The organism is Aureimonas sp. AU20 (assembly GCF_001442755.1).
GTDB lineage: Bacteria > Pseudomonadota > Alphaproteobacteria > Rhizobiales > Rhizobiaceae > Aureimonas.
On record NZ_CP006369.1, the window covers coordinates 141,840 to 165,704 of the forward strand.

At 66.7% G+C, this 23,865-nt stretch carries 22 protein-coding genes and 1 riboswitch; of the genes, 6 read left to right on the forward strand and 16 right to left on the reverse strand.

The window, feature by feature from the left end:
* The first annotated feature begins 10 nt into the window (after positions 1-10).
* The 4 genes from M673_RS19700 (at position 11) to M673_RS19715 (ending at position 5,734) form a co-directional block, all read left to right on the forward strand.
* Positions 11-637 carry a hypothetical protein gene (locus M673_RS19700; RefSeq protein WP_061978428.1) on the forward strand — a complete coding sequence of 209 codons (627 nt, stop codon included), beginning with the start codon at positions 11-13 and terminating at the stop codon, positions 635-637.
* A 92-nt stretch (positions 638-729) separates the two neighbouring features.
* Positions 730-952: riboswitch (cobalamin riboswitch) on the forward strand.
* A 123-nt stretch (positions 953-1,075) separates the two neighbouring features.
* The gene (locus tag M673_RS19705; RefSeq protein ID WP_061978429.1) at positions 1,076-3,967 is read left to right on the forward strand and encodes a ribonucleoside-diphosphate reductase subunit alpha; all 2,892 of its coding nucleotides are present in this window, start codon (positions 1,076-1,078) and stop codon (positions 3,965-3,967) included.
* A 79-nt stretch (positions 3,968-4,046) separates the two neighbouring features.
* Complete coding sequence (locus M673_RS19710; protein WP_082639904.1) at positions 4,047-5,165, forward strand: ribonucleotide-diphosphate reductase subunit beta; 1,119 nt, start codon at positions 4,047-4,049, stop codon at positions 5,163-5,165.
* Positions 5,166-5,203: 38 nt separating this feature from the next.
* Positions 5,204-5,734: a GNAT family N-acetyltransferase gene (locus M673_RS19715; RefSeq protein ID WP_061978430.1), complete on the forward strand. Its 531-nt coding sequence runs from the start codon at positions 5,204-5,206 to the stop codon at positions 5,732-5,734.
* A gap of 269 nt (positions 5,735-6,003) precedes the next feature.
* On the opposite strand, the gene M673_RS19725 is transcribed toward M673_RS19715, so the two are convergent.
* The 4 genes from M673_RS19725 to M673_RS19735 form a co-directional block, all read right to left on the reverse strand.
* A complete protein-coding gene (locus M673_RS19725) occupies positions 6,004-6,729 on the reverse strand; it encodes an alpha/beta hydrolase-fold protein (protein WP_061978690.1) in 726 nt (241 codons plus the stop codon).
* An 874-nt stretch (positions 6,730-7,603) separates the two neighbouring features.
* Positions 7,604-7,969, reverse strand: coding sequence for a hypothetical protein (locus M673_RS24345; protein ID WP_148640198.1), 366 nt, complete (start codon positions 7,967-7,969; stop codon positions 7,604-7,606).
* A 256-nt stretch (positions 7,970-8,225) separates the two neighbouring features.
* Complete coding sequence (locus M673_RS19730) at positions 8,226-8,600, reverse strand: VOC family protein (protein WP_061978432.1); 375 nt, start codon at positions 8,598-8,600, stop codon at positions 8,226-8,228.
* A gap of 201 nt (positions 8,601-8,801) precedes the next feature.
* Entirely contained in the window at positions 8,802-9,476 is a 675-nt protein-coding gene (locus M673_RS19735; protein WP_061978433.1) for a TetR/AcrR family transcriptional regulator, read from the reverse strand.
* 107 nt (positions 9,477-9,583) lie between these two features.
* Between M673_RS19735 and M673_RS19740 the strand changes: the two genes are divergently transcribed.
* Positions 9,584-10,957 (forward strand): cytochrome P450, encoded by a 1,374-nt coding sequence (locus M673_RS19740; protein ID WP_061978434.1) that lies wholly within the window; start codon positions 9,584-9,586, stop codon positions 10,955-10,957.
* 21 nt (positions 10,958-10,978) lie between these two features.
* Here M673_RS19740 and M673_RS19745 read toward each other — a convergent pair whose 3' ends face one another.
* Together M673_RS19745 and M673_RS19750 are read right to left on the reverse strand one after the other, a co-directional pair.
* Positions 10,979-12,106: an MFS transporter gene (locus M673_RS19745; RefSeq protein ID WP_061978435.1), complete on the reverse strand. Its 1,128-nt coding sequence runs from the start codon at positions 12,104-12,106 to the stop codon at positions 10,979-10,981.
* Positions 12,103-12,627: a TetR/AcrR family transcriptional regulator gene (locus tag M673_RS19750; RefSeq protein ID WP_061978436.1), complete on the reverse strand. Its 525-nt coding sequence runs from the start codon at positions 12,625-12,627 to the stop codon at positions 12,103-12,105. Before M673_RS19750 ends, M673_RS19745 begins: the two co-directional genes overlap by 4 nt.
* A 291-nt stretch (positions 12,628-12,918) precedes the next feature.
* Here M673_RS19750 and M673_RS19755 point away from each other — a divergent pair, with 291 nt between their 5' ends.
* The gene (locus M673_RS19755; protein WP_061978437.1) at positions 12,919-13,872 is read left to right on the forward strand and encodes an alpha/beta hydrolase; all 954 of its coding nucleotides are present in this window, start codon (positions 12,919-12,921) and stop codon (positions 13,870-13,872) included.
* Positions 13,873-13,955: 83 nt separating this feature from the next.
* On the opposite strand, the gene M673_RS19760 is transcribed toward M673_RS19755, so the two are convergent.
* From M673_RS19760 to M673_RS19805, 10 genes are all read right to left on the reverse strand, one after another.
* Positions 13,956-14,450, reverse strand: coding sequence for a DUF427 domain-containing protein (locus M673_RS19760; protein ID WP_061978438.1), 495 nt, complete (start codon positions 14,448-14,450; stop codon positions 13,956-13,958).
* Positions 14,447-14,809, reverse strand: coding sequence for a thiol-disulfide oxidoreductase DCC family protein (locus M673_RS19765; protein WP_061978439.1), 363 nt, complete (start codon positions 14,807-14,809; stop codon positions 14,447-14,449). The genes M673_RS19760 and M673_RS19765 overlap by 4 nt, the downstream gene beginning before the upstream one ends.
* Positions 14,810-14,932: 123 nt before the next feature.
* A complete protein-coding gene (locus M673_RS19770) occupies positions 14,933-15,622 on the reverse strand; it encodes an RraA family protein (protein ID WP_061978440.1) in 690 nt (229 codons plus the stop codon).
* Positions 15,623-15,645: 23 nt separating this feature from the next.
* Positions 15,646-16,656 carry a hydroxyacid dehydrogenase gene (locus tag M673_RS19775; protein WP_061978441.1) on the reverse strand — a complete coding sequence of 337 codons (1,011 nt, stop codon included), beginning with the start codon at positions 16,654-16,656 and terminating at the stop codon, positions 15,646-15,648.
* Positions 16,649-17,521 carry an HpcH/HpaI aldolase/citrate lyase family protein gene (locus M673_RS19780; RefSeq protein WP_061978442.1) on the reverse strand — a complete coding sequence of 291 codons (873 nt, stop codon included), beginning with the start codon at positions 17,519-17,521 and terminating at the stop codon, positions 16,649-16,651. The genes M673_RS19775 and M673_RS19780 overlap by 8 nt, the downstream gene beginning before the upstream one ends.
* Positions 17,518-18,735 (reverse strand): CaiB/BaiF CoA transferase family protein, encoded by a 1,218-nt coding sequence (locus M673_RS19785; RefSeq protein WP_061978443.1) that lies wholly within the window; start codon positions 18,733-18,735, stop codon positions 17,518-17,520. Before M673_RS19785 ends, M673_RS19780 begins: the two co-directional genes overlap by 4 nt.
* A gap of 11 nt (positions 18,736-18,746) precedes the next feature.
* Positions 18,747-19,823 carry an ABC transporter ATP-binding protein gene (locus tag M673_RS19790; protein ID WP_061978444.1) on the reverse strand — a complete coding sequence of 359 codons (1,077 nt, stop codon included), beginning with the start codon at positions 19,821-19,823 and terminating at the stop codon, positions 18,747-18,749.
* On the reverse strand, positions 19,816-21,534 hold the full coding sequence (locus M673_RS19795) for an ABC transporter permease (RefSeq protein WP_061978445.1): 1,719 nt from the start codon (positions 21,532-21,534) through the stop codon (positions 19,816-19,818). The genes M673_RS19790 and M673_RS19795 overlap by 8 nt, the downstream gene beginning before the upstream one ends.
* A 67-nt stretch (positions 21,535-21,601) precedes the next feature.
* The gene (locus tag M673_RS19800; RefSeq protein ID WP_061978446.1) at positions 21,602-22,708 is read right to left on the reverse strand and encodes an ABC transporter substrate-binding protein; all 1,107 of its coding nucleotides are present in this window, start codon (positions 22,706-22,708) and stop codon (positions 21,602-21,604) included.
* Positions 22,705-23,472 carry an IclR family transcriptional regulator gene (locus M673_RS19805; RefSeq protein WP_061978447.1) on the reverse strand — a complete coding sequence of 256 codons (768 nt, stop codon included), beginning with the start codon at positions 23,470-23,472 and terminating at the stop codon, positions 22,705-22,707. Before M673_RS19805 ends, M673_RS19800 begins: the two co-directional genes overlap by 4 nt.
* Positions 23,473-23,865 lie beyond the last annotated feature (393 nt).

A 23,865-nucleotide genomic window follows, 5' to 3' on the forward strand; every position in this document is an offset into this window, starting at 1 on the left:
AGGATCGCGCGTGGTTCAGGCTAGGAAGGAGCTGAGATCGGCGAACCTCCTCCCAGTCGGTCGGATCGCCTACGCGAACGAAGACGGGTTTCTCCCATGGATCGGCTACCCGGACGCCATCGCGCCTTGGGCTGAACCGCTGCGAGCCGTTTGCGAGGCCACCCGCGATGTTCTTCCGGAGAAGATCGAGGCGATCCTGCTGCGCGGGTCGATCCCACGCAGCACGGCCTCGGCGGGGGCCAGCGATCTCATAACTGTTCATGCCGGCGAGATCGGAGCCGAAGAGCGCGCAAGACCGAGCGAGTGCGGACAGGCGATCGCGGCCGATTTCCCGGATGTGACCGAGGTCGAGCTTTTGACGATTCCGGAAACGGAATTCTGGTCGGAACGAAGGTGGGAATGGCTGCGCTTCATCCTTTCCCATCAAGGGCTCACGCTCCATGGCATCGATCTGATCGCGAGGCTACCGCCGCCGCGTCTCGACAGGCGTGCAGTGGTCCATGATCGTCCGGGTGCGAGGTGGATGTCGAAATGGGAGGGACACTGGCGCGATGCTCGGACAGAGGCCGAGCGTCGCAGCGTCTGCTCTTGGTTGATGATCCTCCGCTTCCCTGTCCGTGATGGTCGCGACGGGTGAGAGGTCCTCATTCCGCCTCGGGGCGGGACTCACCGCAAGCCGGATTTGGGGATAAGGCCCGAGAGCGCGTTGACTCACCGGGTGGTTGCCGCACCATATGCGGCAGTCACGGTCCGCTGCGTCGCAAGATGTGGTGGCTAAGAGGGAACCCGGTGAGCTGATCCAGAGATGGAACGGCGAGGCCGGGGCTGCCCCCGCAACTGTAAGCGGCGAGCCCTTCGTCCAATCCGCGTCACTGGAGCCAAGCTCCGGGAAGGCCGGACGGAAGGCGTTTGACCCGCGAGCCAGGAGACCTGCCGCGACTTGCTTGAACCTTCCCTGGGCGGGGTGTCCCGGTGGATCGTGTGCCTGTCGCGGCTGGGGTCCCTTCGTCTGGGTCGCCTGGGTCGTTTTGCATGCGTCCGCTCGGCCTTTGCCTCCACTCGCTGGAGCAGCCGAATGTCTCTTCTTCCTTCTTCCACGGCCTTGCCGTCGCCGTTCCCGGTCCTGTCCGTCGATGCCGGTGCAGCCGATCTCGCATCTTCGCTGGCAGCGCGCGTCCTGCGCCGCAATGGCGCCGTCTCAGGGTTCGACGCTTCGAAGATCACGGTCGCGATGACCAAGGCGTTTCTTGCCGTCGAGGGGCGGCAGGCCGCCGCCTCCACCCGCGTCCACGACACGGTGCGGCAGCTGACCGACGAGGTCGTCGCCGCGCTCACCCGCCGCTCGGGCGGCGACCGCCTCCTTCATATCGAGGACATCCAGGACCAGGTCGAGCTCGCGTTGATGCGTTCGGAGCATCCGAAGGTCGCCCGCGCCTATGTCCTCTACCGCGAGGAGCACGCCCGCGCCCGCGCGGCGCAGGCCACCGCGTCGCAAACACAGGCCGCGCCCGCGTTGTCCGTCCGGCAGGCGGACGGCTCCCTCGCGCCGCTCGACGAAGCCCGTCTGGCCCGCGTCGTGACGGAAGCGTCCGACGGCCTCGACGGCGTGTCGCCGGACGCGATCCTCGCTGAAACGCGGCGCAACCTCTACGATGGACTCACGCTCAGTGAACTCGCCGAGGCGCCCGTCATGGCGGCGCGGACCCTGATCGAGACCGAGCCGAACTATGCCTTCGCCTCGGCTCGGCTGCTACTCGACAAGCTGCGCGGCGAGGCGCTGTCGTTCCTCGCCGGCTCGCCCAGGACGGCGACGCAGGCCGACATGGCGGTGCTCTACGCCGAGACCTTCCCGGCCTATCTCGACCGGGGCATCGCGGCCGGGCTGATCGATCCCGAACTCGCCCGCTTCGACGTGGCGCGATGTGCTGCGGCGCTGACATCGGAGCGCGACAACCTCTTCCAGTTCCTCGGCCTGCAGACGCTCACCGACCGCTACTTCCTCCAGACGGAAGGGGTCCGCTTCGAGCTGCCACAATGGTTCTTCATGCGCGTCGCCATGGGATTGGCGCTGCGCGAGGTTGATCGCGAGGCCCGCGCCGTCGAGTTCTACGAGCTTCTGTCGAGTTTCCGCTTCATGGCCTCGACGCCGACGCTGTTCAACGCCGGGACCCCGCGCCCGCAGCTTTCCTCCTGCTTCCTCACCACCGTCGCCGACGATCTAGGCGGCATCTTCAAGGCGGTGAAGGACAACGCGCTGCTCGCCAAATATTCCGGGGGCTTAGGCAACGACTGGACGCCGGTGCGGGGCCTCGGCGCCCACATCAAGGGCACCAACGGGCAGAGCCAGGGCATCGTGCCCTTCCTGAAGGTGGCCAACGACACGGCCATCGCCGTCAACCAGGGCGGCAAGCGCAAGGGCGCGGTCTGCGCCTATCTCGAGACCTGGCATATCGATGTCGAGGAGTTCCTCGACCTGCGCAAGAACACGGGCGACGATCGGCGCCGCACGCACGACATGAACACGGCGCACTGGGTGCCCGATTTCTTCATGCAGCGCGTGGCCGAGAACGGCGACTGGACCCTGTTCTCGCCCGACGAGGTGCCGGGCCTGCATGACCTTTACGGGCGGGCCTTCGCTGAGGCCTACGAAGGGCATGAGATCAGGGCCGCGCGCGGCGAGATCCGCGTCCACCGCCGCGTGAAGGCGGTCGATCTCTGGCGGCGCATGCTGACCATGCTGTTCGAGACCGGCCATCCCTGGATCACGTTCAAGGACCCCTGCAACATCCGCTCGCCGCAGGGTCATATCGGCACCGTGCACTCCTCGAACCTGTGCACCGAGATCACCCTCAACACCTCCGCCTCCGAGGTCGCGGTCTGCAATCTCGGCTCGGTGAACCTCGCGAGCCACGTCAACTCCGAAGGGCTTGACCGCTCGCTCCTCGCACGGACGGTGAAGACCGCGATGCGCATGCTCGACAATGTCGTGGACATCAATTTCTACACGATTCCCGAGGCGCGGGCGTCGAACCTCAGGCACCGTCCCGTCGGCCTCGGCCTCATGGGCTTCCAGGACGCGCTCCAGGCGCTGCGGCTCGCCTATGCCAGCGAGGCGGCGGTGGCCTTCGCCGACACGAGCATGGAGGTGCTGAGCTATGAGGCGATCTCCGCCTCGGTGGACCTCGCAGCCGAACGCGGGCGCTACCCCTCATTCGACGGCTCGCTCTGGTCGCGCGGCATCCTGCCGATCGACAGTGTCGAGCTGCTGGCCGAAGCGCGCGGCGGCACGCTCGACCTCGACCGCTCAAGCACCCTCGACTGGGCGGCCCTGAGGGAGCGTGTCCGAACCGTCGGCATGCGCAACTCCAACACGATGGCGATCGCGCCGACGGCGACGATTTCGAACATCTGTGGCGTGTCGCAGTCGATCGAGCCCGCCTACCAGAACCTCTTCGTCAAGGCGAACATGTCGGGCGACTTCACGGTGGTGAACGCCGCGCTGGTTCGCGACCTGAAGGCGAGGGGGCTCTGGGACGAGGTCATGGTCTCCGACCTCAAATACTACGACGGCTCGCTCGGGCCCATCGACCGCGTGCCGGAGGACCTGAAGCGCCTCTACGCCACGGCCTTCGAAATCGACTCGGCGTGGCTGATAGAGGCCGCGGCACGGCGCCAGAAGTGGATCGACCAGGCGCAGTCGCTGAACCTCTATCTCGCCGCCCCATCGGGCAAGGCGCTCGACGCGCTCTACCGGCTCGCATGGGAGCGGGGTCTCAAGACGACCTACTACCTGCGCACGCGCTCGGCGACGCATGTCGAGAAGTCCACTCTGAAGGGGACGGACGGCAAGCTGAATGCCGTTTCGGCGGCGCCTTTGGCGGGGGCACCAGAGGAAATCCGCGTGCCGGACGAGGCCTGGGGCAAGGCCTGCCGGATCGACGATCCCGAGTGCGAGGCCTGCCAATAAGGCCCGTCCGCTTCCCTCGGTTTCCCCCAGGCCCGCCGAACGGCGGCGGGCCGTCCCCCAGCTTTAGAAAGACCACCCGATGCTCGACTGGAACGACACCGCCACCGCCGACGCCGCCACGCCCATCCCCGATGTCGGGCCACCCACGGCGACTGGCACCGAGGCCGTCGATCGCAACGGCGGCCGCGTCTCGGTCTCCGAGAAGCGGATGATCAATGCCCGCGCCGACGTGAACCAGCTCCTGCCCATGCGCTACGGCTGGGCCTGGGAGAAGTACCTTTCGGCCTGCAACAACCACTGGATGCCGACCGAGGTCTCCATGCAGGCCGACATCGCGCTTTGGAAGTCGGCGGAGGGTCTGACGCCCGAAGAGCGGCGCATGGTGAAGCGCAACTTGGGCTTCTTCGCCGCCTCGGAATCGCTCGTCGCCAACAACATCGTGCTCGCGATCTATCGCCACCTCACCAACCCCGAATGCCGGCAGTACCTGCTGCGCCAGGCCTTCGAGGAGGCCGTCCACACGCACACGTTCCAGTACATCGTGGAATCGCTCGGGCTCGACGAGGGCGAGCTTTTCAACATGTATCGCGAAGTCCCGTCGATCACCGACAAGGCGGCCTGGGCGCTCCAGCACACGCAGGGCATCGAGGACCCGCATTTCCGAACCGGCACACCGGAGGCGGACCGCGCCTTCCTGAAGGACCTCGTCGCCTTCTACGTCGTGTTCGAAGGCATGTGGTTCTACACCGGCTTCGCGCAGATCCTGTCGCTCGGGCGACGGGGCAAGATGCAGGGCATTGCCGAGCAGTATCAATATATCCTGCGCGACGAGTCGATCCATCTGAACTTCGGCATCGACGTCATCAACCAGATCAAGGCGGAGAACCCCCATCTCTGGACGGCCGCCTTTCAGGACGAGCTGCGCGCCATGCTGCGCGAGGGCGCCGAGCTGGAAGCCGCCTATGGCCGCGACACGATGCCCGTCGGCTTCCTCGGGCTGAACGCGAGCGCCTGCGAGAGCTACATGCGCTTCATCGCCAACCGCCGCTGCGCCCAGCTCGGCCTCGCCCCCGTGTTCCCGGACACGGAAAACCCGTTCCCCTGGATGTCGGAGGTCATGGATCTGAAGAAGGAGAAGAACTTCTTCGAGACCCGTGTCATCGAGTATCAGAACGGCGGCGCGCTGGCCTGGGATTGATCGGCGGCGCGGGCGACGGCAGGCGAAGGGGCGAACGGATGGACAGGATCGAGACGGAGCGGCTGCGCTTGCGGAACTTTTGCGCGGGCGACGCGGAAGGGCTTCTCGCCTACCTGCATGAGCCGCAGGCGCGGTGTTTCCTGTCGTTGCGGCTGGCGGACCTTGCGGCCGCCGAGGCGGAGGCGATCCGCCGCGGCTCGTCCGACGAGCACGTCGCGATCGCCCTTCGCGGGTCCGACCGCTTGATCGGCGACCTCTTCGCCATGCACGAGGAGCCCGATACCTACTCGGTGGGCTGGAACCTCGACGCCGCGCACGGGGGCGCCGGGTTCGCGCACGAGGCGGCTCGGGCGCTTTTCTCGCACCTGTTCGAAGAGAAGGGCGCGCGGCGCCTCTACGCCTATGTCGAGGTCGACAACGCCCCCTCCCGGCGCCTGTGCGAAAAGCTCGGGATGCGCGTTGAGGGCACGTTCATCGAGTTCGTCACCTTCACCGACGCCCCGGACGGCACGCCGCGCTACGAGGACACGATGCAGTACGCGATCCTGCGGAGGGAATGGGCGAGCTGACGCTGCCGCCAAGGGTCGGCCGCTGCGATCGGCTGGTTCGAGGCAGCGCGCCCGAAGTCGGCCGGGCGACGGTGGCCGGCGAGATCGGCGTCACCCTCGGCGTCGACTCGGCCCTTGGCGCCGACGGTCCCGGTGTCCGAAATCGCGACCTTTTCGAATCCGTGCGCGCCGTCGCATGGCGAGCCGAACAATCTGCCCACGCCGCCTCGATTGCGAGAGGTCCGGTTCGCTCCGGGCCGAACGCCGAGCCCCTCGCGATCTCCCTGCCTCTACGGTGCCGGCTTGCTGGCCAGCCGTTGCTTCAGCAGCCAGTCCCACAAGCCGGTCTCGTCCAGCGCCGCCGCCTCGACCGCTTGATGGCTGGTGTTCTCGAAGACGGTCAGCCGTGCGTCGCGCTTGAGGGTCTTGAGCCGCTCGTAGAGCACCACGGAGTCCGACAGCGGAATGACGTCGTCGTCGGTGCCGTGGAAGACCCAGAACGCCGCGTTCTCGCTTGTCCGGTTGAGATAGTGCCGGTTGCCGCCACCGGCGATCGGCACGACGGCGGCGAAGGTCTCCGGGTATTGCTCGGCCATGGCCCAGGCCCCGAACGCACCCCGGCTGTAGCCGACCACCGAGACGCGGCTGGGATCGACCCTGTAGCGGGCCATGACCTCGTCCAGCACGGCCTTCACCTTCTCGATGGGGTAGAGCAGTTCCTCGCTCGGGTTCTGCGGCGAAAAGACGATGAAGGGGATGTCGCGGCCGCCGTCGATCAGGGCCGGCAGTCCGCTCGAGCGCACCTTGTCGATGTCGCTCCCGCCCTGGTCGCCGCCATGCAGCCAGACGATGAGCGGATAGGTCTCGCCCGACGTCTCGTAGCCGCGAGGCGTGGACAGCAGATAATGGAGATCGGCTGGAATCCGCGCCTCCGCCGTCATGGCCTTCTGTTCGGCCATGACCGGTGCGGGGCCGAGCGCGAGACAGGCGCCGATGGCAAGTGAGATACGGGTCATGCGCATGAAGAATCCTCCCAGAGCGGAAGGATAGGGCTCGAACGGGAGAAGGCCCGCCGCGCGGTTGATCGGCAATGGAAATGCCGATCGAATTTCGAGATTGTCCCCAAGTTGGGACAGCATAGCCGAAGGACTGCGTTGGGCGAAAAGCCGCCCGGCAGCTCTCGATCGCTACCTTCCAGCAACAGACACACGGATGGGATCCATGTTTCGTCCAAAATTAAAGAAAACTATGGTTGGACGGGCCGATAGCCTTTGCCATCATTCCTATAATGGACAGATCCGTCCTCGTTCATGATATCGAGCCATTGATCCATCCCACGATAGACTTCATGCACTATCCCTCCAGGAATGCGGACCAAACTTCGCTCGTTTCCTGAAGTCAAAAGAAGTGTGATGAAGGTCACCGCATCACCATCGGGTATGCATCTGCCTCCGTTACGATCCCGAATCTTGGCCAACGTCGCTCCGCCGTAACCGACACGCAAGTGCCGAATGCCAGACCATGTGACGTAAGGGCGTCTCTTCCTGGCTTGGGCCAAACACTGATATTCCGGTGTTTTGGACAATTGGTGGAGGACATCGTTCCTTTTGAACGAGCAAGAGGTTATTATCCAAGCCATAGCACCAAACCAGAAGACGACGAATAAGGGGCCGAAAATGTTCGACTGAATTCGTCTTTCCATCTGTTGGGCTTCCATGACGAAGGCGCGAACTGAAGGCGGGCCCATATGGAAGCCCACAGTCATGATGACCGGTTTGAAGCAATGGAAAAAAGTGCTGTTAACGACCTGAGGGGGCGATAGTTGGAAGGCCGCTTCCAATCCTGCCCCGCGCAGCCGTGCTGCGGCGCTGCAACTCTCAATAATATCCGTTAACGGGCCTGTAAGATGCGGATGGTCTTCGGCGTGGCCTGACCCGTGCGAACCTGTTCCATGTCACGGTAGGTCAGTCGCCCGGAAGCGATGGCATCCGTCACGCGCCGGCATGCTAGAGGAAGCGGATCACGCCCCGGCGCCAAGTTCATCAGCTTTCGGAGTGTTTCACGTTTCTGAGGATTGACGCGAAGATTGGACGCACACTTTTGGATTTCATCCTGCCGAAGCGCCGGACTTCCTTTCAACCCCTCCGCATAGGCAGCGTAATTGGTTGGGGAGATTGGTCTGGTGGAGGTGCAGCCACCAACCAGAAGCAGACCGAAAGCAATCGAGGCCAAGATCGCGGTATGACGCTCGGGCATTCGTACACTTGCCTCCAGGATACACGTCGGATGAACTTGGTTGCGCAACGCTTGCGGTCAATAGGTCTTGCCGTCGACCAAGGCCAATCGGACAAAAACAGCCAAGCGTTCGGCCCTGCCATCTGAGCCGACCTCATGCCCCCTCGAAGGTCTGAATGCCCGCAGACACGCAGAGGTATCGAGCGAGGACTGAAAGTCCGCTGTCTGGAATGGCCGATCGGCCGGAGGCAGGAGACGGAAGTCGTCTGCGTTGCCGTTACTTCGTAGCTTGAGTTCGCGCCGTCAGCTTGTTGCCATCTGGATCGCGAAGATAGGCGACGAAGGCGCCGTTCGGGCGCTCGGCGGGCGGGCTTTCGATCGCGGTGCCACCATTCGCGGTGCCGGCTTCGTGCCATGCCAAGACATGGTCCCGGCTCGCCGCCGCGATGCCGATCGTTCCGCCATTGGCCGCGGTCGCCGGATTGCCGTCGATCGGTCTGGTGATCATCAGGCGACCGTTCTCGTGGAGGTAGATCAGCCGGCCCCTGGCATCCATCTCGCCGGGCTTGCCTCCGAGAGCCGCGAACGTGGCGTCGTAAAAGGCCCTTGCCCGCTCCAGGTCGTTGCTGCCGATCATGACGTGAGTGAACATGGGTCCTCCTCGGAAAAGCTGAGGGCAATCATCGATGCGAGACGGACGCCGAGCCAATTTTCGGCAAACCGCTTCGAGCCGCCTTCGAACGGCGACCGACATACGACCGCATTTGCGACGGCTGGGCAACCGTGCGATCGCGGGACGCGGTTCGCTTGCGGAGTGACGGCTTAAAGGCTCTCACTCAATCGTCCGATTGCCTCACACCGCTGGCGGGTCCCCAGGCTCGGACGCCGAAAACAACGCGTCCCTGGCAGACGGTGTGAGATAGGGCCTGAACAGGCTCGACACCTGGTTCAGGCCCCAGCCCAGATGCGTGTCGTCGAGGCGATCGACGCCTTCCTGAAGGCTGAGATAGACCGCCCAATAGGTCGAGACGATCCAGACATTCGCGAGGATCGCCGGGAGGTCGTCCTCGGGAATGAAGACGAGGCCATCGGCCATCATCCGCCGCACCAGCGCCTCGACGGCTACGCGCATCCGCCCGCTCAAGGCCCGGATCGGCTCCACCAGGGACGGGCTCTCCGTCGTCAGCGCCAGGAGATCGCGGAACAGGAAGCGGTAGCGCCAGACGATCGCGAACCACGAGGCCAGGAACTCGCCATAGGTTCGCGCCTCGCCGGGCGAGGGCGGGACGTCCCGGTCCGCGAGCGCGCCAGCCTCGTCCTCGAACCGCGCGAACAGCGCCAGCACCAGGCTCTCCTTGGTGCGGAAGTGGTAATAGAGATTGCCCTCGTTGATTCCCGCCGTGCGGGCGATCTCCGCCGTGGTGACGCGTTCGGGGCCGCGGTCGTTGAAGAGCGCGAGCGTGAGGTCGAGGATGCGCTCGCGTGTTCGGCCGCGCTTCGGCCCGCCCATCTCTCTCTCGATCATCATCGTTACCCGCCGCCCTCTGTAAGGTGATCACCTTATTTCTGCCCGATTAAGGCGTCTACCTTATACCATCAACTGGCCGCTTCCGACTCGCATTCAAGGGCATTTCCATGACCCACGCAGCCGAACTTCCATCTTCTTCCACCACGCCCGGCTTCCTGCGGGAGGCGGGTTCGACGGCTCGCGCCCTGGTCGCCATCGTTCGCGATCCGCTGAAGGCGCTGCCGCCGGAGGTCTACAGCGAACCCGTCGTCGTCTCGCGCCTCGCCAGGAGGGACCGGGTCTATCTCTCCGATCCCGTTCTCATTCACGAAGCCCTGGTGAAGAACGCCGACGCGCTTGGAAAGGGCGAGGATGTGCGCCGCGCGCTCGGACCGGCGCTCGGGCAGGGCCTGCTGACGGCTGACGGCGCCCATTGGAAATGGCAGCGCCAGTCCGTCGCCGGCGCCTTTCGCCACGACAAGCTGCTGGCCCTTCAGCCCGCGATGATCGCGGCGGCCCGGCGGACGAGCGGGCGCTGGCGCGCGGACCGGGCCGAAAGCGTCGATATCTCCCACGAGATGATGCGCACGACCTTCGACATCATCGTGGAGACCATGATGTCGGGCGGCGCCGGCATCGACGTGGCGCGGGTGGAGCGCGGCATCACCGACTATCTCGCCCCGAGCGGTTGGGTGTTCGCCTTCGGCATCCTGGGCGCGCCCGACTGGATGCCGTATCCCGGCCGGGGAAAGGCGCAGGCCGCCGTCGCCTTTCTGCGCTCCAGCCTGGCCTCGGTCGTCGCCGGGCGCCGCCGGAGCGGCGAGACCCGGCAGGATCTCGTAGGCATGCTCCTCTCCGCCGCCGATCCCGAAACAGGACGGACCATGAGCGACGAGGAGATGGTCGACAATCTCATGACCTTCATCACGGCGGGCCACGAGACCACGGCGCTGGGCCTCGCCTGGACCTTCCACCTCCTGGCGAAACACCCGGCCGTGGAGGCGAAGGTGCTGGCGGAGATCGCCGCTGTTACGGGCGGCGCACCGGTGGAGGCGGAGCATATCGCGGAGCTCGCCTATACCAAGCAGGTCTTCTCCGAAGCCATGCGGCTTTATCCCCCCGCCCCCATCATCACGCGCACGGCGCTTCGGGACATCGTTCTGGGCGGCCGCCAGATCGCGGAGGGAACGGTGCTCTACGTGCCGATCCACGCGGTTCACCATCACGGCGCCCTTTGGGACGATCCCGAAACCTTCGATCCCGACCGCTTCGCGCCGGACGCAGCCAAGGCCCGTCACCGCTACGCCTATATGCCCTTCGGCGCCGGTCCTCGCGTCTGCATCGGCAATGTCTTCGCGCTGATGGAGGCGGTCGCCATCCTAGCGGTTCTCCTGCCGGAACACCGGCTCGCGCGTCGCGGCGCGTCCGATCCCGAAGCGATCATGAAGGTCACGCTCCGGCCCAAGCGAAGCCTCGTCATGGATCTCGAAGCGCGCGCCTGACAGGACGAGCATTTTCGAGGGCTATTCTCGGCACGATTTCCCCGCGCGGACGATCCCGGCCGAGACAGCAAGAGCGGCGAAACACAAGACCGCCGGCCCTGGGCCAGGACCTGCCATCAGAAACCCGAAGATCGGCGCGCCGGCGGTTTGGCCCACGGCGAATGTCAGAAAGCCGATCATCAGTCCGACCGCAGGGCGGTCCGATACGGCGCGCACGCTCCAGAGCAGGTAGACCCCGGTCAGCATCACGTAAGCCGCTCCGAACAAAAGGCCGCAGATCAAAGCGAGCGCGGGTGTCACCCAGCTTGAGCCGATCAAAAGGATGCTCGCCGCCATCAGCGCCAGGAACGTGCGATGGACAGGGTCGAGCCCGAAGCGGGAGACGAGGCTCCCGGACCAAGCGCCCAGAACACCGCCGACGCCGATGCAGCTCCATAGGATTCCGGTTTCGCTCGGCCCCCAGCCGAGGCGCTGCGAGACAAGCTGGCCGCCGAAGGACCACAGGGCGGTGCTCGCCATACCCGCCAGGAACGTGGCTCCCATCAGGCGCCGCATCGGACCCGTGATCACGGGAAAGCCGCCGGCGGCCTTGCGGCCCGCCGCGGACGGAAGCGACGTCGCGGCCGCGATCGCAAGGAGAGCCGCCGCGAACGCGAAGAGGCCGAAGGCCAACCGCCATTGCCCACTCATGGCCAAAGCGACCAGACCGGACAGAGCCACGCCCGCGCTCGTCCCGGCATTGATCGTGGTGTTGGTGATGTCCTGCCGATCGTTGCGAACGGCGATCGCCACCGCCGCCGCCATGGGGGGAGACGCCAGACCCGTGCTCAAGCCGGCCACGATGACGGCCATGGCCAGGATCGTCGGCGACGGGGCGAGGGCGATCCCCGCCATGCCCAGCGCCGCGACGATGGCCGCAGCGGTCGCGACCATGCGAGGCCCCGCCCGTTCGGTCGGCGCAGCCGAGGCGGCGATGGCGATGCAATATCCCGCGAAGGCGCCGCCTGAGATCACGCCGCTCAAGGAGGTCCCGAGACCGAGATCCTTGTCAATCTCAGGCAGAAACAGACCGAAGGCGAAACGGGCGAAGCCGTAGCACAGCGCGATCAGGCCGAAACCCATCGCGCCGATGCGAAGGGCCGGGCTCATGCCCGCGCCCTGTCAGTCAGGATGCGCGCTGCCGACCGCGCGGCGCGCACGGCTTCTGGCCCGAGATAGAGGGCGGCATGGGTGGCGCCCTCCATGAGAACCAGGACCTGCTCGCTCAACGCCGGGTCGTCATGCCCGAGATCGGCGGCGACGATCTCGCCGATACGCTTGCGAAAGGCGAGCTTGTGCGCGGCGACGGCCTCGGCGATCTCCGGTGTGGTCCCGCCCGTCTCCGCGTTGACCCGCAGGAACAGACAGCCGCGAGAGCCCTCGGCCTGGCCCCAGTCTTCGAGCGCGGCAAACAGCGCGTCGACGCTCTTCACTTCGATCCCGGCCATGAAGCGCCGGTCACGCTCGGCGAGCACGCGAGCCATGAGCTGCGCCTTGTTGCCCACGTGCTTGTAGAATGTGCGGCTCGACAGCCCGGCGGCCTCGGTCAGTCGATCGATGCCGGTTGCCGTGTAGCCATGGCGGTCGAAAAGGGATTCCGCGACAGCCGTGAGTTTGGTTTTCGTGTCCATGGCCGTTCCCTTGGTTTCCAAGGACGGCCATGTAAAGCGATCGTTTTACATTGCAAGCTGGCGAGCACGGATGCCGCGTTGCTCGCCCGGACCCGAGCGGCGATCCCACGAAACCCAGCGCATCGGCCGCAAAACCGGAGGCGGACGATCGACCGACAAAGCTTTTGCCATCGCTGCCTCCCTTCCGGTCGGCCGATGGAAGCATAGATCAGGAGGACCTCCGACCCGGCCGGGCATCGCTCCCGGGTGCGATCTCGACAGGCACGGCTCAGCTTGAAGGACACCCAAGGCATGGCCCACGAACTGACCCACGAACTGACCCACGTGTCGTTCCGCAACGGCGCGATCGAGCTCGCCGGCGATCTCCGGATACCGCACGGGGACGACGGCCAGCCACCCTTCCCGGCGGTGATCATCGCGACGCCGGGAAGCAGCGTGAAGGAGCAGATCGGCGCGAACTATGCCGAGCGACTGACGGCGCGAGGGTTCGTCACGCTGGCCTTCGACCCGTCCTACCAAGGGCAGAGCGGGGGAGAACCGCGCGACCTCGAAGACCCGGCGGCACGTATCGAGGACATACGGTGCGCTGTCGATTACCTGATGACGGTGCCGGCTGTCGACGAAGAGCGCGTCGGGCTTCTCGGCATCTGCGCGGGCGGCGGCTATGCGGTCAGCGCGGCGTTGACGGAATACCGGGTCAAGGCGCTGGGAACCGTGGTGCCCGTCAATATCGGACGGGCGCGCCGCCAGGGCGGTCGCACGCCGGATGCCATCCGCGAGATGCTGGAAGCCGTGGGCCGACAGCGCACGATCGAGGCTCGCGGCGGCGCGCCGAAGCGGGAAGCCTGGATACCGGACACGCTCGACGAGGCGCACGCGGCGGGGATCACCGACCCCGATCTCCTCGATGCCGTCGACTTCTACCGAACGCCGCGCGGCTACAGCGAACATTCGACCAACCGTCGCATCTTCACCAGTCTTGGCCCGATGATGGGCTTCGATGCGTTTCATCTGGTCGGCGAGCTTCTGATCCAACCCTTGCAGGTGATCGTCGCGGGCAGGCTCGGCGCCACCTTCTCCTACGCCGACGGCCAGACCTTGTTCGAGCGCGCTCGAAATCGACGCGGGTTCCATGTCGTCGAGGGCGCGGGGCATTACGACCTGTACGACAAGCGCCCCTTCATCGACGAAGCCGCCGAGGTCTTGGCGGCGTTCTTCGGCAAGACGCTTCGGGATGCTCGCTAGCACCCGCTCCATTTGCCCTGCCGCAACGGCCGACCGCACGGCCCAGAACGCCGCTTCGGGCCGTCGCCCCGACGCCTACGCGCCTACCATCCCGCGCTGCCCGGTCCGCCCTTGAACGGGCCTGCGAATCCATCGGTGATCCACCCGCCGTAGAAGGCGCCGGCCTGCGGCGTCACCCTTTGCCCGTCGACGGAGCAGAGATCGAACGGACGCGCATAGAAGGCGACGTGGTCCTTCAAAACGGCGAAGGTGGGCGAGGGCGAGGGATAGCTCCATCCGACCCGATCGAGCACGAGACCGTCGATCACGACGTTCCAGTAGACCGCCGCGCCCTTCCATTCGCAGAACGAGCTGCCCTCGGTCCGCGCGAGGACGCCGGGTTCGATATCCTCGCGCGGGATGTAGTAGCTCGGCGGATGGCTGGTCTCGAGCGTGCGGACCGTGCGGCGGCTGTCGACGATCCGGCGACCACGATGCTCGATGACGACATGGGCTTCGGTCGGCTGGGCGATGGCGGGGCGAGGGAACGACCAGACGCTTTCCTGGCCGGGGGCGGCGGGCTCGGGCTTCGGTCTCATGGGCGCTCCAGCCGACGGGCAAATCTCTGCAACGCCGGGCGCGCCCGCAGGAACCGGCGGTAGAGCCGCTCCAGAAGCGCCAGGGCGAAGGGGCGCTGAAACGCCCATCCGAGAGGGCGAAGAAGCGGAATGGCGCGCCACATGGCGGCGAACGCTTCGGCACCGCTGAACAGGCGACCATTCTGCGATGCATGGAAGCGGGCAAGGAGGTCGCCCCGGTCGAGAGGGCAGCTGGCCGGTCCGGCCTCCACCGCATCGATGAAGCGGATCGCGCCCCGGCGATCGAGCCGACGCATCAGCGCGATCTCCTGTCGACATAAGGGGCACGACCCGTCGTACCAGACCGTCAGTTCCGTCATGTCAGCAAGATGGTGCTCCCGCCTCCCGAAGTCTCGCCCTGCCGCATGTGGCAGATCGCATCATGGTCTCCGCTTCGCCTCGATGAGCTCGATGCGGGCCGAAAGCGGGTGCGGCCGTCAAGCTCAGGCGAACTGACAGTCTTCATAGGTGCAGCCGGCTTCGCTCAGCGCCTTGTCGACCCAGGAGCGGTCGACGGTGCGCGCTTCTGTTTCGGCCATCTGACGTGTCTCGGCGGCGTGCTTGCGATGGGCCGCCGCGATGACCGCCTCCGCGTCCGCCCGTGGAACGGTGACCACGCCGTCGAAATCGCCGAGCACGAGATCGCCCGACATCGTGGTCATGCCCTCGAAGGAGATGGGATAGCCGATCTCGCCCGGCCCTGTCCGATAGGGCCCCCGATGCGTGACGCCGAGCGCGAAGACCGGCAGGTTGCGTGCGCGGAAGGCTTCGGCGTCGCGGATCGCGCCGTAGAGCACGAAGCCGGCGACGCCGCGTCCGATCGCGTGGGCCAGCATCAGCTCGCCCATCAGCGAGTTGGTGCAGTCGCCCCCCGCATCCACCACGATCACGTCACCGGCCTCGGCCATGTCGATCGCCTTGTGCAGCATGAGATTGTCGCCGGGGCGGGTGCGCACCGTGAGGGCCGGCCCGGCCAGCACGCCGGCCCGATGCATCGGGCGAAGCTGCGGCCCGCCGGCCGCGATGCGCGACATGCAATCGCTGACATTGGCGACGGGGAGGGTTCGGGCGTCCTCGACGATCGCGGCGGCGATGCGGGTCCAGGTCCGGTTGATGCGAAAGCCCACGGGCATGGGTTGCGTCCTCCAAAAGGGTTTTATGCGGCGAAGGCGTCGGGCGAGGACAGGCTCGCCGCATCGGGGGCCTTTCCGTCGAGAACGTCGATGATGTGGCGAGCGGCGATCTCCGCCATGGCCCGCGCGGACCCGTTCGTGACGCCGCCGATATGGGGGGTCGCGAGGAGGTTCGGCACTTGCCAGAGTTGGCTGTCGGTCGCCGGCGGCTCGCTCGCGAAACTGTCGAGCGCCGCGCCGGCGATGCGCCGCTCCGTCAGGGCCGCGGCCAGTGCCGCCTCGTCAACGATGCCGCCGCGCGCCGTGTTCACCAGGAGCGCCGTCGGCTTCATCAGCGACAGGCTGCGCGAGTCGATGAGATGGCGCGTGCCCTGCGTCAGCGGGCAGTGGAGGCTGACGATGTCGGCCGCGCGCAGGAGATCGTCCAGCCGCTCGGCGCTGGTGTAGCCGGCGGCCTCGATCGCGCCGGGGCTGGCCATCGGGTCGTGAACCGTGACCTCCATGCCGAGCGCATCGGCAAGGCGCGCCGTTTCGCGACCGATGGCGCCGAAGCCGACGAGGCCAATTACCGAACCGGCGATATCGCGCCCGATGAAGCTGGGCTTAGGCCACTCGCCGCCCTTCACCGCCGCGTCGAGCCGATGGACTTCCTTGAGGAGAGTCAGCGCCAGCGCGATCGTGTGCTCGGCGACGGCCAGCGAATTGCTGCCCAGCGAGCGCAGCACCGGGATGCCGCGACGGGCGGCGGCCACGACATCGATATTGTCGATGCCCACGCCGTGCTTGACGATGACCTTGAGCTTGGGCGAGGCGCCGATGACGAGATCGTTGACCTTGCCCTGGCGCACCATGATGGCGTCGACCTCCAGCCGGCGCGCGCGCTCGGCCACGAGTTCCGGCGCGTCGTAGGGCGGCGAGAAGAAGACGTCGACGTCGTGACGGTTCAAAAGCTCGATCGCGGACGGCGCGATGGAATTGTGGGTCACGAGAATGCGGCGCGTGCGCGTGCCTTCCTTGGGGGATGCGTCAGGCATCACGACCTCCTGTCTTCGAAGAAACCGTCGCGCCGAGGGCCAGCAGTCGTTTGGCGCGGGCGAGAATGGGGGCGTCGACGAACCGCCCGTCGACCAGAAAGGCGCCGCGCCCGTCGCGTCGCGCGTCGGCTTGGGCATCCACCACGCGCCGGGCGAAGTCGAGTTCGGCCTCGCCCGGGGCGAAGGCCTCGTTCAGCACGGGCACGACGCTGGGGTGAATGCAGCTCGCCCCGTCGAAACCGAACTGGCGGGCCTCGCGGGCGGCTGCCGCCAGCGCGGCCCGGTCGCCATAGTCCGCGACCGTGCGAAGAAGCCCGAAGGACAGGACGCCCGCCGCCTTGGCCGCCATGTGGATCAGCAGCTTGGGAAGGCGCAGGACGTCGGGCGTCGGCTCCGCGCCCATGGCGGTGGCGATATCCTCGGCGCCCGCGCTGAGGGCGAGGACGCGCGGTCCCCGGCCGATGGCGCGCGCGTCGAAGATCGCGCCTGGGTCCTCGATCAGCGGAACGAAGGCGAGGGGGCGGCGGCCGAGGGCGGCTTCGATCGGCGCGAGGTCTGCGGCGAGATGCGCCAGCAGCGCGGGGTCCCCGACCTTGGGCACGTAGAGCCCGTCCGCCCCCGCCCGGCAGGCGCTTTGCGCATCGGGCAGAAGAAGCTCGGGGTCGTTGTTGATGCGCACGAAGACGAGCGCGCCGCCCCGGCGCACGGCGGCGACGGTTTCGGCGAGCTTGTCGCGCGCCTCGACCTTGCGTTCCGGCGTGACGGCGTCTTCGAGGTCCACGACGATCGCGTCCGCGCCGCGCTCGTGCGCCTTGGCGATGAAGCGCTCGCTCGTGCCGGGAACATAGAGGAGGGAGCGGATCACGAGGCGCGCTTCCCGGGCTCCGCGCGGCTCGCGCGCGTGATGCCGGCCTCATTCAGGATCTCGTCCGTGTGCTCGCCGAGGCGGGGCGCTGGGCGCCGCCAGCCGCCGGGCGTCTCCGACAGGCGCGGCAGAACGTTGTGCATGGGTAGCGTGCCGTTGTCGGCGTCCTCGACCTCCACGATCACGCCGCGCTCGCGAAAATGCGGATCGGCGGCGATGTCGGCGATGTCGTAGACGGGACCGACCGTTGCGCCCGCCTCGCGCATGATGCGCAGCGCCTCGTCGCGCGTGTGCCGCGTGAACCAGGCGCCCACCGCCTCGTCCACCGCCGCGCGGTTGCGAACGCGCTCGACATTGGTGGCAAAGCGCGGGTCGCTCTTCATCTCGGGATGGCCGATAATGTCGAAGATGCGCATGGCGACCACCTGCATGGAGCCCGACAGCGCGACGTATTTTCCGTCGGAGCAGAGGTAGACGTTGCGCGGCGAGACCGTGTTGGAGGCCGAGCCCGTGCGCTGCTTCACCTTGCCGGTGACGCGGTGGATCGCGGCCTCCGGCCCGAGCACGGCGTACATCGGCTCCAGAAGCGACAGGTCGATCACCTGTCCGCGCGCCTGGCCCTTTTCGCGTGCCAGAAGCGCCATGGTGACGGCCTGCGCGCCGTAGATGCCGGAAATCATGTCGGCCAGCGCCAGGGGCGGCAGAACGGGCTCGCGATCGGGGAAGCCGGTGCGCGCGGCGAAGCCGCTCATCGCCTCGACCAGGGTGCCGAAGCCGGGATATTGCGCGTAGGGGCCGGTCTGGCCGAAGCCGGAGATGCGCACCACGATCAGGTCGGGGTTGAGTTCCAGAAGCCGCTCCGGGGCGAGGCCCATCGTCTCCAGCGTGCCCGGCCGGAAGTTCTCGATGAAGACGTCGGCCGTGCGGACGAGGGCGACGAGCGCGTCCATGTCGTGGCTCTGCCGCAGGTCGAGAAGCACGGACCGCTTGTTGCGGCCGTAGGTCTTCCAGTGAAGCGACTGTCCGTCGTCGGTCCAGTCGCGCAGCGGGTCGCCCGCCGAGGACTCGATCTTGACGACGTCGGCGCCGAAGTCGCCGAGCTGGACCGATAGCATGTTGCCGGCCACAAGGCGGGACAGGTCGAGGACGCGGACGCCCGACAGGGGGCCGGTCGCGGCCGCGTCGAAGCGGACGACGTTGGGGCTGTTCGTCATGACATGGCTCCTCACTTCGCGTCCGGACCGGCCGCGAAGATCGACGCGGCTTCGGGCGGAATGCGCACGAAGGCGGTCTTCGTCTCGACGGGGCGCGTGGTCTGGATGCGGAAGCGCGAGCCGCCGCCGGCAACCTCGTACTGGTAGACCGAGCCGAGATAGGTGCCTTGCGCGATCTCGACGGGAATGGCGTTCTCGCCCGGCCCCTCCACGAGTTCGATCCGCTCGGGCCGCACGGCGACCACAAGCCCGCCGTCGGGCGAGGCGCGGCCCGCGGGGACGGAAAGCTCGGTCCCGTCGCCCAATCGAACCCGCGCGCGGCCGCCCGCCTCGCCGATCATGTTGCCGGTGAGGAAGTTGGACGAACCGATGAAGTCGGCGACGAAGGCGTCGGCGGGGTTTTCGTAGATTTCCTTGGGCGTGCCGAGCTGGCGCAAGTGGCCCATGCTCATCACCGCGATCCGGTCGGACACGGCCAGCGCCTCGGCTTGGTCGTGCGTGACGTAGATCGTCGTCACGTTCAGCCGCTCCTGAAGCTCGCGCAGCCAGACGCGGGCCCGCTCGCGCAGCTTGGCGTCGAGGTTGGACAGGGGCTCGTCGAGCAAGAGGAGGCGTGGCCGGTAGACCAGCGCGCGGGCCAGCGCCACGCGCTGCTGCTGGCCACCCGACAACTCGAACGGATAGCGCTCGGCATAGGGCATCATCTCGACCAGCGAGAGCGCTTCGCGGATCCGGTCGTCGCGCTCGGCGCGGCCGAGTTTGCGAAGCTTCAGCGGAAAGGCGAGGTTCTCGGCCACCGTCTTGTGCGGCCAGAGCGCATAGGACTGGAACACGAGCCCGATGTCGCGGCGCTCGGGCGCGATCGAGATACCCCGCTGGCCGTCGAACAGAACCGTGTCGCCGATCCGGATCGTGCCGGACGTCGCGTGGTTCAGCCCGGCGATCGAGAACAGCGTCGTGGACTTGCCGCAACCCGACGGGCCGAGAAAGGTCAGGAACTCGCCCTTGCCCACGGTCAGCGAGATGTCGTTGACGGCTGTGACGCCGCCATAGCGGATGGTGAGGTGATCGAGGACGAGGTCAGCCATAGATCTTTGCTCCGAAGATGCGGCGCGCGAGGATGACGAAGAGAGCCGTGATGACGACCTGGATCGTGGCCAGCGCCGCGACCGGTCCGTTGTCGCCTTGCGCGCTCAGCTGCAGCATGGTGGAGCCGATGATCTCGGACCCCGGCTGGTACAGGAACACGGCGGTCACGTATTCCTTGAAGAAGTGGATGAAGAGGAGGGCGAAGCAGGAGAAGAGCGCCGGCTTCAGGATCGGCAGGATGATCCGCGTTACCGTGGTCCACCAGTCCGCGCCCGAGATGCGAGCGCCCCGATCCAGTTCGTCGCCGATCTGCGAGAGGGCCGGCGCGATGGCGCCGAAGCCGACCGGGATGTAGCGCAGGATGAAGGCGATGATCAGAATGAAGATCGTGCCGCGGATCACGTCGAGACCCGGAATCCAGACCACGGCATAGAAGAAGCCGAGGCCCGCGATGATGCCCGGCAGCGAGCGCGGGAAGAGCGCGACATACTCCAAGGCGCGCGCGAAGCGGAACTCCGAGCGCCGGGCGACGAGCGCGATCACGGCGATGAAGAACGTGCCGATGACGCCCCCGATCAGCGCGATCAGGACCGAGTTGACGATCGAGCGGACATAGGTGTCCGAGGCGAAGACGGTCTCGTAGTTCGCCGTTGTCAGGAGCTTCCAGAACGGAATGAGCGGCGTCAGGAAGGACACGCCCGAGCGCATCACGAGCCCCGCGAAGACGGCGACGATCGTGAAGAGCACATAGGCCGCGACCAGCGCGAAGGCGATCCAGCGCCAGGGGCCGAGGTCGAGCGTCGAGGCCCGACTCGCCTTGCCGCGCACGGTGACGAAACGTCCCGACCCCTTCATCAGGAAGCCCTGCAGCCAGACGAGGCCGGCGACGACGAGGAGCAGGATCAGCGCCGCCGCGCCGACGATGCCGTAGTCCGGGCGCACCGCGGCGTTGATGCCGACATTGTAGAGGAAGGTGGTGACCGTGTTGATGCCGCTCGGCGCGCCGAACAGGAGCGGGATCGCCAGCATCTCGACCCCGATCACGAAGTTGAGGACCGCCGAATAGATCATCGCGGGCCGCATCATCGGCACGGTGACGGAGAAGAGGGCGCGGAACGGGCCGGCGCCCGCCGAGCGGGCGGCGTCCTCGAGCTGCGCGTCGGCCTTGGTCACGGCGCCCAGGCACATGAGATAGGCGAGCGGGGCCTGGCTGAGCCCGGCGACGATGCCCATGCCGGTCAGCGAGTAGAGGTTCCACGGGATGAAGCCGAACCACGAGCGCACGGCGAGCGAGATGTAGCCCGAGGGTCCGTACATCGACAGCCAGCCGAAGGCGATCACGAGGTTGGAGACGAAGAGCGGCCAGATCAGGATCTCGCCGATCCACTTGCGCGCCGGCAGGTTGGTGCGCCCGATCACCACGGCCATCACCGAGCCGAAGACCTGCGCCACCACCATGGTCAGCACCGCGAAGTAAAGCGTGTTGCCGAAGATGGTCAGGATCGCGGGATCGCCGAACAGGCGCGCGAAGTTCGTCAGCGTCCACTCGGTGTCGGGTGCGTAAAGCGGCTTGTCGAGAAAGGCCTGGGCGATGATGGGCGCGATCGGCCCGATCACCAGAAGGGTCGTCACGACGGCAACGCCCCAGAAGATCAGGCGCGAGCGGTCGATACCGGGCGTGTCGGCCCGGTCCAGCGCGGTCGTTGTCATGGCTTGGATCCGCTGATCGAGGATGTGGGGCGCGGCGTCTAGCCGCCGCGCCCGGCGGGTCGGACGGTCAGCGCCCGGCGAGCGCGGCGTTCCACTTCTCGACGAAGGCCGGCGCCTCGTCGATCAGCCCCTTGTCGAAACCGGCGACGATGAGATTGTCCTCGCCGACTTGGGCCGCGATGCCCTGGAACGTGTAGCGGACCTGCTTCTCGTCCACGTCGTCGCGGTAGGGCGTGAGGCCGCCCTTGCCGATGAGCGTCTGGCCGTCGTGGCTCAGCGCATAGTCGACGAAGAGCTTGGCCGAGTTCGGATTGGCGGCGCCCTTGGGAATGCCCATGCCGCGCAGCATCATGATCGTGCCGTCGTCGGGGAAGGCAAAGCCGAGCAGCTCGCCGCCCGGCTGCTCCAGACGCGGGAAGATGGTGATGCCCGAGACCGCGATGCCGGTGACGTATTCGCCGGTGGCGATCTTCTCGTTCATCGGGCCGCCCGACACCTCGCCCCGGATCATCGGTCCGATGGAGGCGAGCTGCTTCCAGCCGTCGTCGCCCTTGACCTTCATGTAGTTCCACCACGCCGCCAGACCGAACGAGTTGCGCGCCGCGTCATAGGTGGTGATCTTGCCGTCGAAGGCGCCCTTGTCGGCCAGCGCGTCTTCGACCAGCGAGGCGAAGCCGGTCGGGCGCTGCTCCTCGGTGAGGAGCGCGGCGTTGTAGGTGATGACCAGCGGATCGGCCGACAGGACCGTGACGCCGGGATAGGGCTTGGCGAAGTCCGGCAGCTTGGCGAGTTCGGGGCTCTCGTAGGGCATCATCTTGCCGTCGATGCCGTAGGAGGCCCAACGGTCGTTGGCACCGGAGACGAGGACGTCGGCGGTGCGCGATCCCGACCCCGCCTCGGCTTCCCAGCGCGAATGCACGGTGCCCGAGCCGAGATCCAGCGTCTCGACCTTGATCCAGGGATAGGCGGCGCGGAAGCCTTCGAGCACCGGCCCCCAATTGTTGTCCGCCATGTTGGAATAGATCACGAGGCCCTTCTCGCCGCGCGAGCCTTCGATGACGGTCTGGTAGTCGGCGGGGTAGCCTTCGGGCACCTTGGCGTCCTGCGCGCCTGCGGTGCCCGCCGAGACGATGGCGGCACCGAGCGCCCATAGGGCCATCCTGATCTTGGTCATGCGTCGTTTCCTCCCTTGGATGCTGGTTTGATCCGGCTTCGCCGCGCGAGTTCCTCCGAGACTCTTTGCGCGGTGCGGATGGTGATGTCGGTCAGTTCGGAGACGTGAGCGACGATGCGCTCGCGTGGTCCCGATATGTTGATGGCGGCGACGATGCGTCCGTCCGCGTCCCGGATCGGCGCGGCGATTCCCGCCGCTCCCTCGACCACGCCCTTGAGGTTGACGGCGCACCCGCTCTCCCGCGCCCTGGCGACGGCGGCGAGAACGTCGGAGCGCGCTTCGGGCATCGGCAGCGCGAATTCCAGATGGGCGTGGAGCGCCGCCTCGTCGAAGCCGGACAGGATCGCCAGGCCGCTCGCCACCAGATGCGCCTGGCGCAGATGCGTGATGTCGCGGTCGTAGCGGATTTCGCGGCTCGGCAGGCACTTGGTGAGATAGCGGATCTGCGCGCCTTCCAGCACCGCCACGAAGCCCGTTTCGTTCGAGGCCTCCACCGCATCGCGCAACGGGACGTCCGAGACGCGTAGCAAGGTGCCCCATGCGTCGCTGCCCCGGCGAACTTCGCCGGGAAGCCTCACGAGCGTGTACGTGCCGCCCTTCGAACGCTCGACATATCCCCGCTCCGTCAGGAGACGAAGAAGAAGAAGGCCGCTGCTTTTCGGCACGTCCAGCGCCAGCACGGTCTCGGTCAGCGACACCCCTTCCGAGCGCGCGGACAGCCATTCCAGCAAATCGAGAATCCGCTCCGCACCACGCCCGCTCAATTCGCCCTCCCAGGCTTGTTCAAAATATTGAACTCGTTTATTATGCTGAATAATGGAATTGATCAGTCAGCCTGTCAAGCTGCGCGCAGCGGATGGGTGCGTGCGATTGTCTGATTGCCTCTCGGAGTGTCCGTCCGAGGCTTCATGAATGAGGCGGCGTGGATGAGGGGTTTTCGATCCGCACGCGCAGCTCGAAGCGCCGACGGTCGTCGTCGCGATATCGAATGGAGCACGACGCAGCGCAGAATGCCGGCGGGGTCTGACCGACGGACTTCGTGTCGGGTCGGATGTTCGGCGACCCGTCGTTACGCGGGCGTGAAACCGTGATGACCCCGGAAAGATCGAAAGCTCTGGTCGGCCTAGACGAGAGCTCTATTCGAAATCGTTCAACTT

Bases quoted from the DNA above. Each gene is read 5' to 3' on its own strand.
- M673_RS19710 (WP_082639904.1), top strand. From the start codon at position 4,047: ATGCTCGACTGGAACGACACCGCCACCGCCGACGCCGCCACGCCCATC.
- M673_RS19735 (WP_061978433.1), bottom strand. From the start codon at position 9,476: ATGATGATCGAGAGAGAGATGGGCGGGCCGAAGCGCGGCCGAACACGC.
- M673_RS19785 (WP_061978443.1), bottom strand. From the start codon at position 18,735: ATGACGAACAGCCCCAACGTCGTCCGCTTCGACGCGGCCGCGACCGGC.
- M673_RS19730 (WP_061978432.1), bottom strand. From the start codon at position 8,600: ATGTTCACTCACGTCATGATCGGCAGCAACGACCTGGAGCGGGCAAGG.
- M673_RS19705 (WP_061978429.1), top strand. From the start codon at position 1,076: ATGTCTCTTCTTCCTTCTTCCACGGCCTTGCCGTCGCCGTTCCCGGTC.
- M673_RS19770 (WP_061978440.1), bottom strand. From the start codon at position 15,622: ATGCCCGTGGGCTTTCGCATCAACCGGACCTGGACCCGCATCGCCGCC.
- M673_RS19740 (WP_061978434.1), top strand. From the start codon at position 9,584: ATGACCCACGCAGCCGAACTTCCATCTTCTTCCACCACGCCCGGCTTC.
- M673_RS19765 (WP_061978439.1), bottom strand. From the start codon at position 14,809: ATGACGGAACTGACGGTCTGGTACGACGGGTCGTGCCCCTTATGTCGA.
- M673_RS19750 (WP_061978436.1), bottom strand. From the start codon at position 12,627: ATGGACACGAAAACCAAACTCACGGCTGTCGCGGAATCCCTTTTCGAC.
- M673_RS19800 (WP_061978446.1), bottom strand. From the start codon at position 22,708: ATGACCAAGATCAGGATGGCCCTATGGGCGCTCGGTGCCGCCATCGTC.
- M673_RS19760 (WP_061978438.1), bottom strand. From the start codon at position 14,450: ATGAGACCGAAGCCCGAGCCCGCCGCCCCCGGCCAGGAAAGCGTCTGG.
- M673_RS19755 (WP_061978437.1), top strand. From the start codon at position 12,919: ATGGCCCACGAACTGACCCACGAACTGACCCACGTGTCGTTCCGCAAC.
- M673_RS19795 (WP_061978445.1), bottom strand. From the start codon at position 21,534: ATGACAACGACCGCGCTGGACCGGGCCGACACGCCCGGTATCGACCGC.
- M673_RS19725 (WP_061978690.1), bottom strand. From the start codon at position 6,729: ATGACCCGTATCTCACTTGCCATCGGCGCCTGTCTCGCGCTCGGCCCC.
- M673_RS19745 (WP_061978435.1), bottom strand. From the start codon at position 12,106: ATGAGCCCGGCCCTTCGCATCGGCGCGATGGGTTTCGGCCTGATCGCG.
- M673_RS19775 (WP_061978441.1), bottom strand. From the start codon at position 16,656: ATGCCTGACGCATCCCCCAAGGAAGGCACGCGCACGCGCCGCATTCTC.
- M673_RS19715 (WP_061978430.1), top strand. From the start codon at position 5,204: ATGGACAGGATCGAGACGGAGCGGCTGCGCTTGCGGAACTTTTGCGCG.
- M673_RS24345 (WP_148640198.1), bottom strand. From the start codon at position 7,969: ATGCCCGAGCGTCATACCGCGATCTTGGCCTCGATTGCTTTCGGTCTG.
- M673_RS19790 (WP_061978444.1), bottom strand. From the start codon at position 19,823: ATGGCTGACCTCGTCCTCGATCACCTCACCATCCGCTATGGCGGCGTC.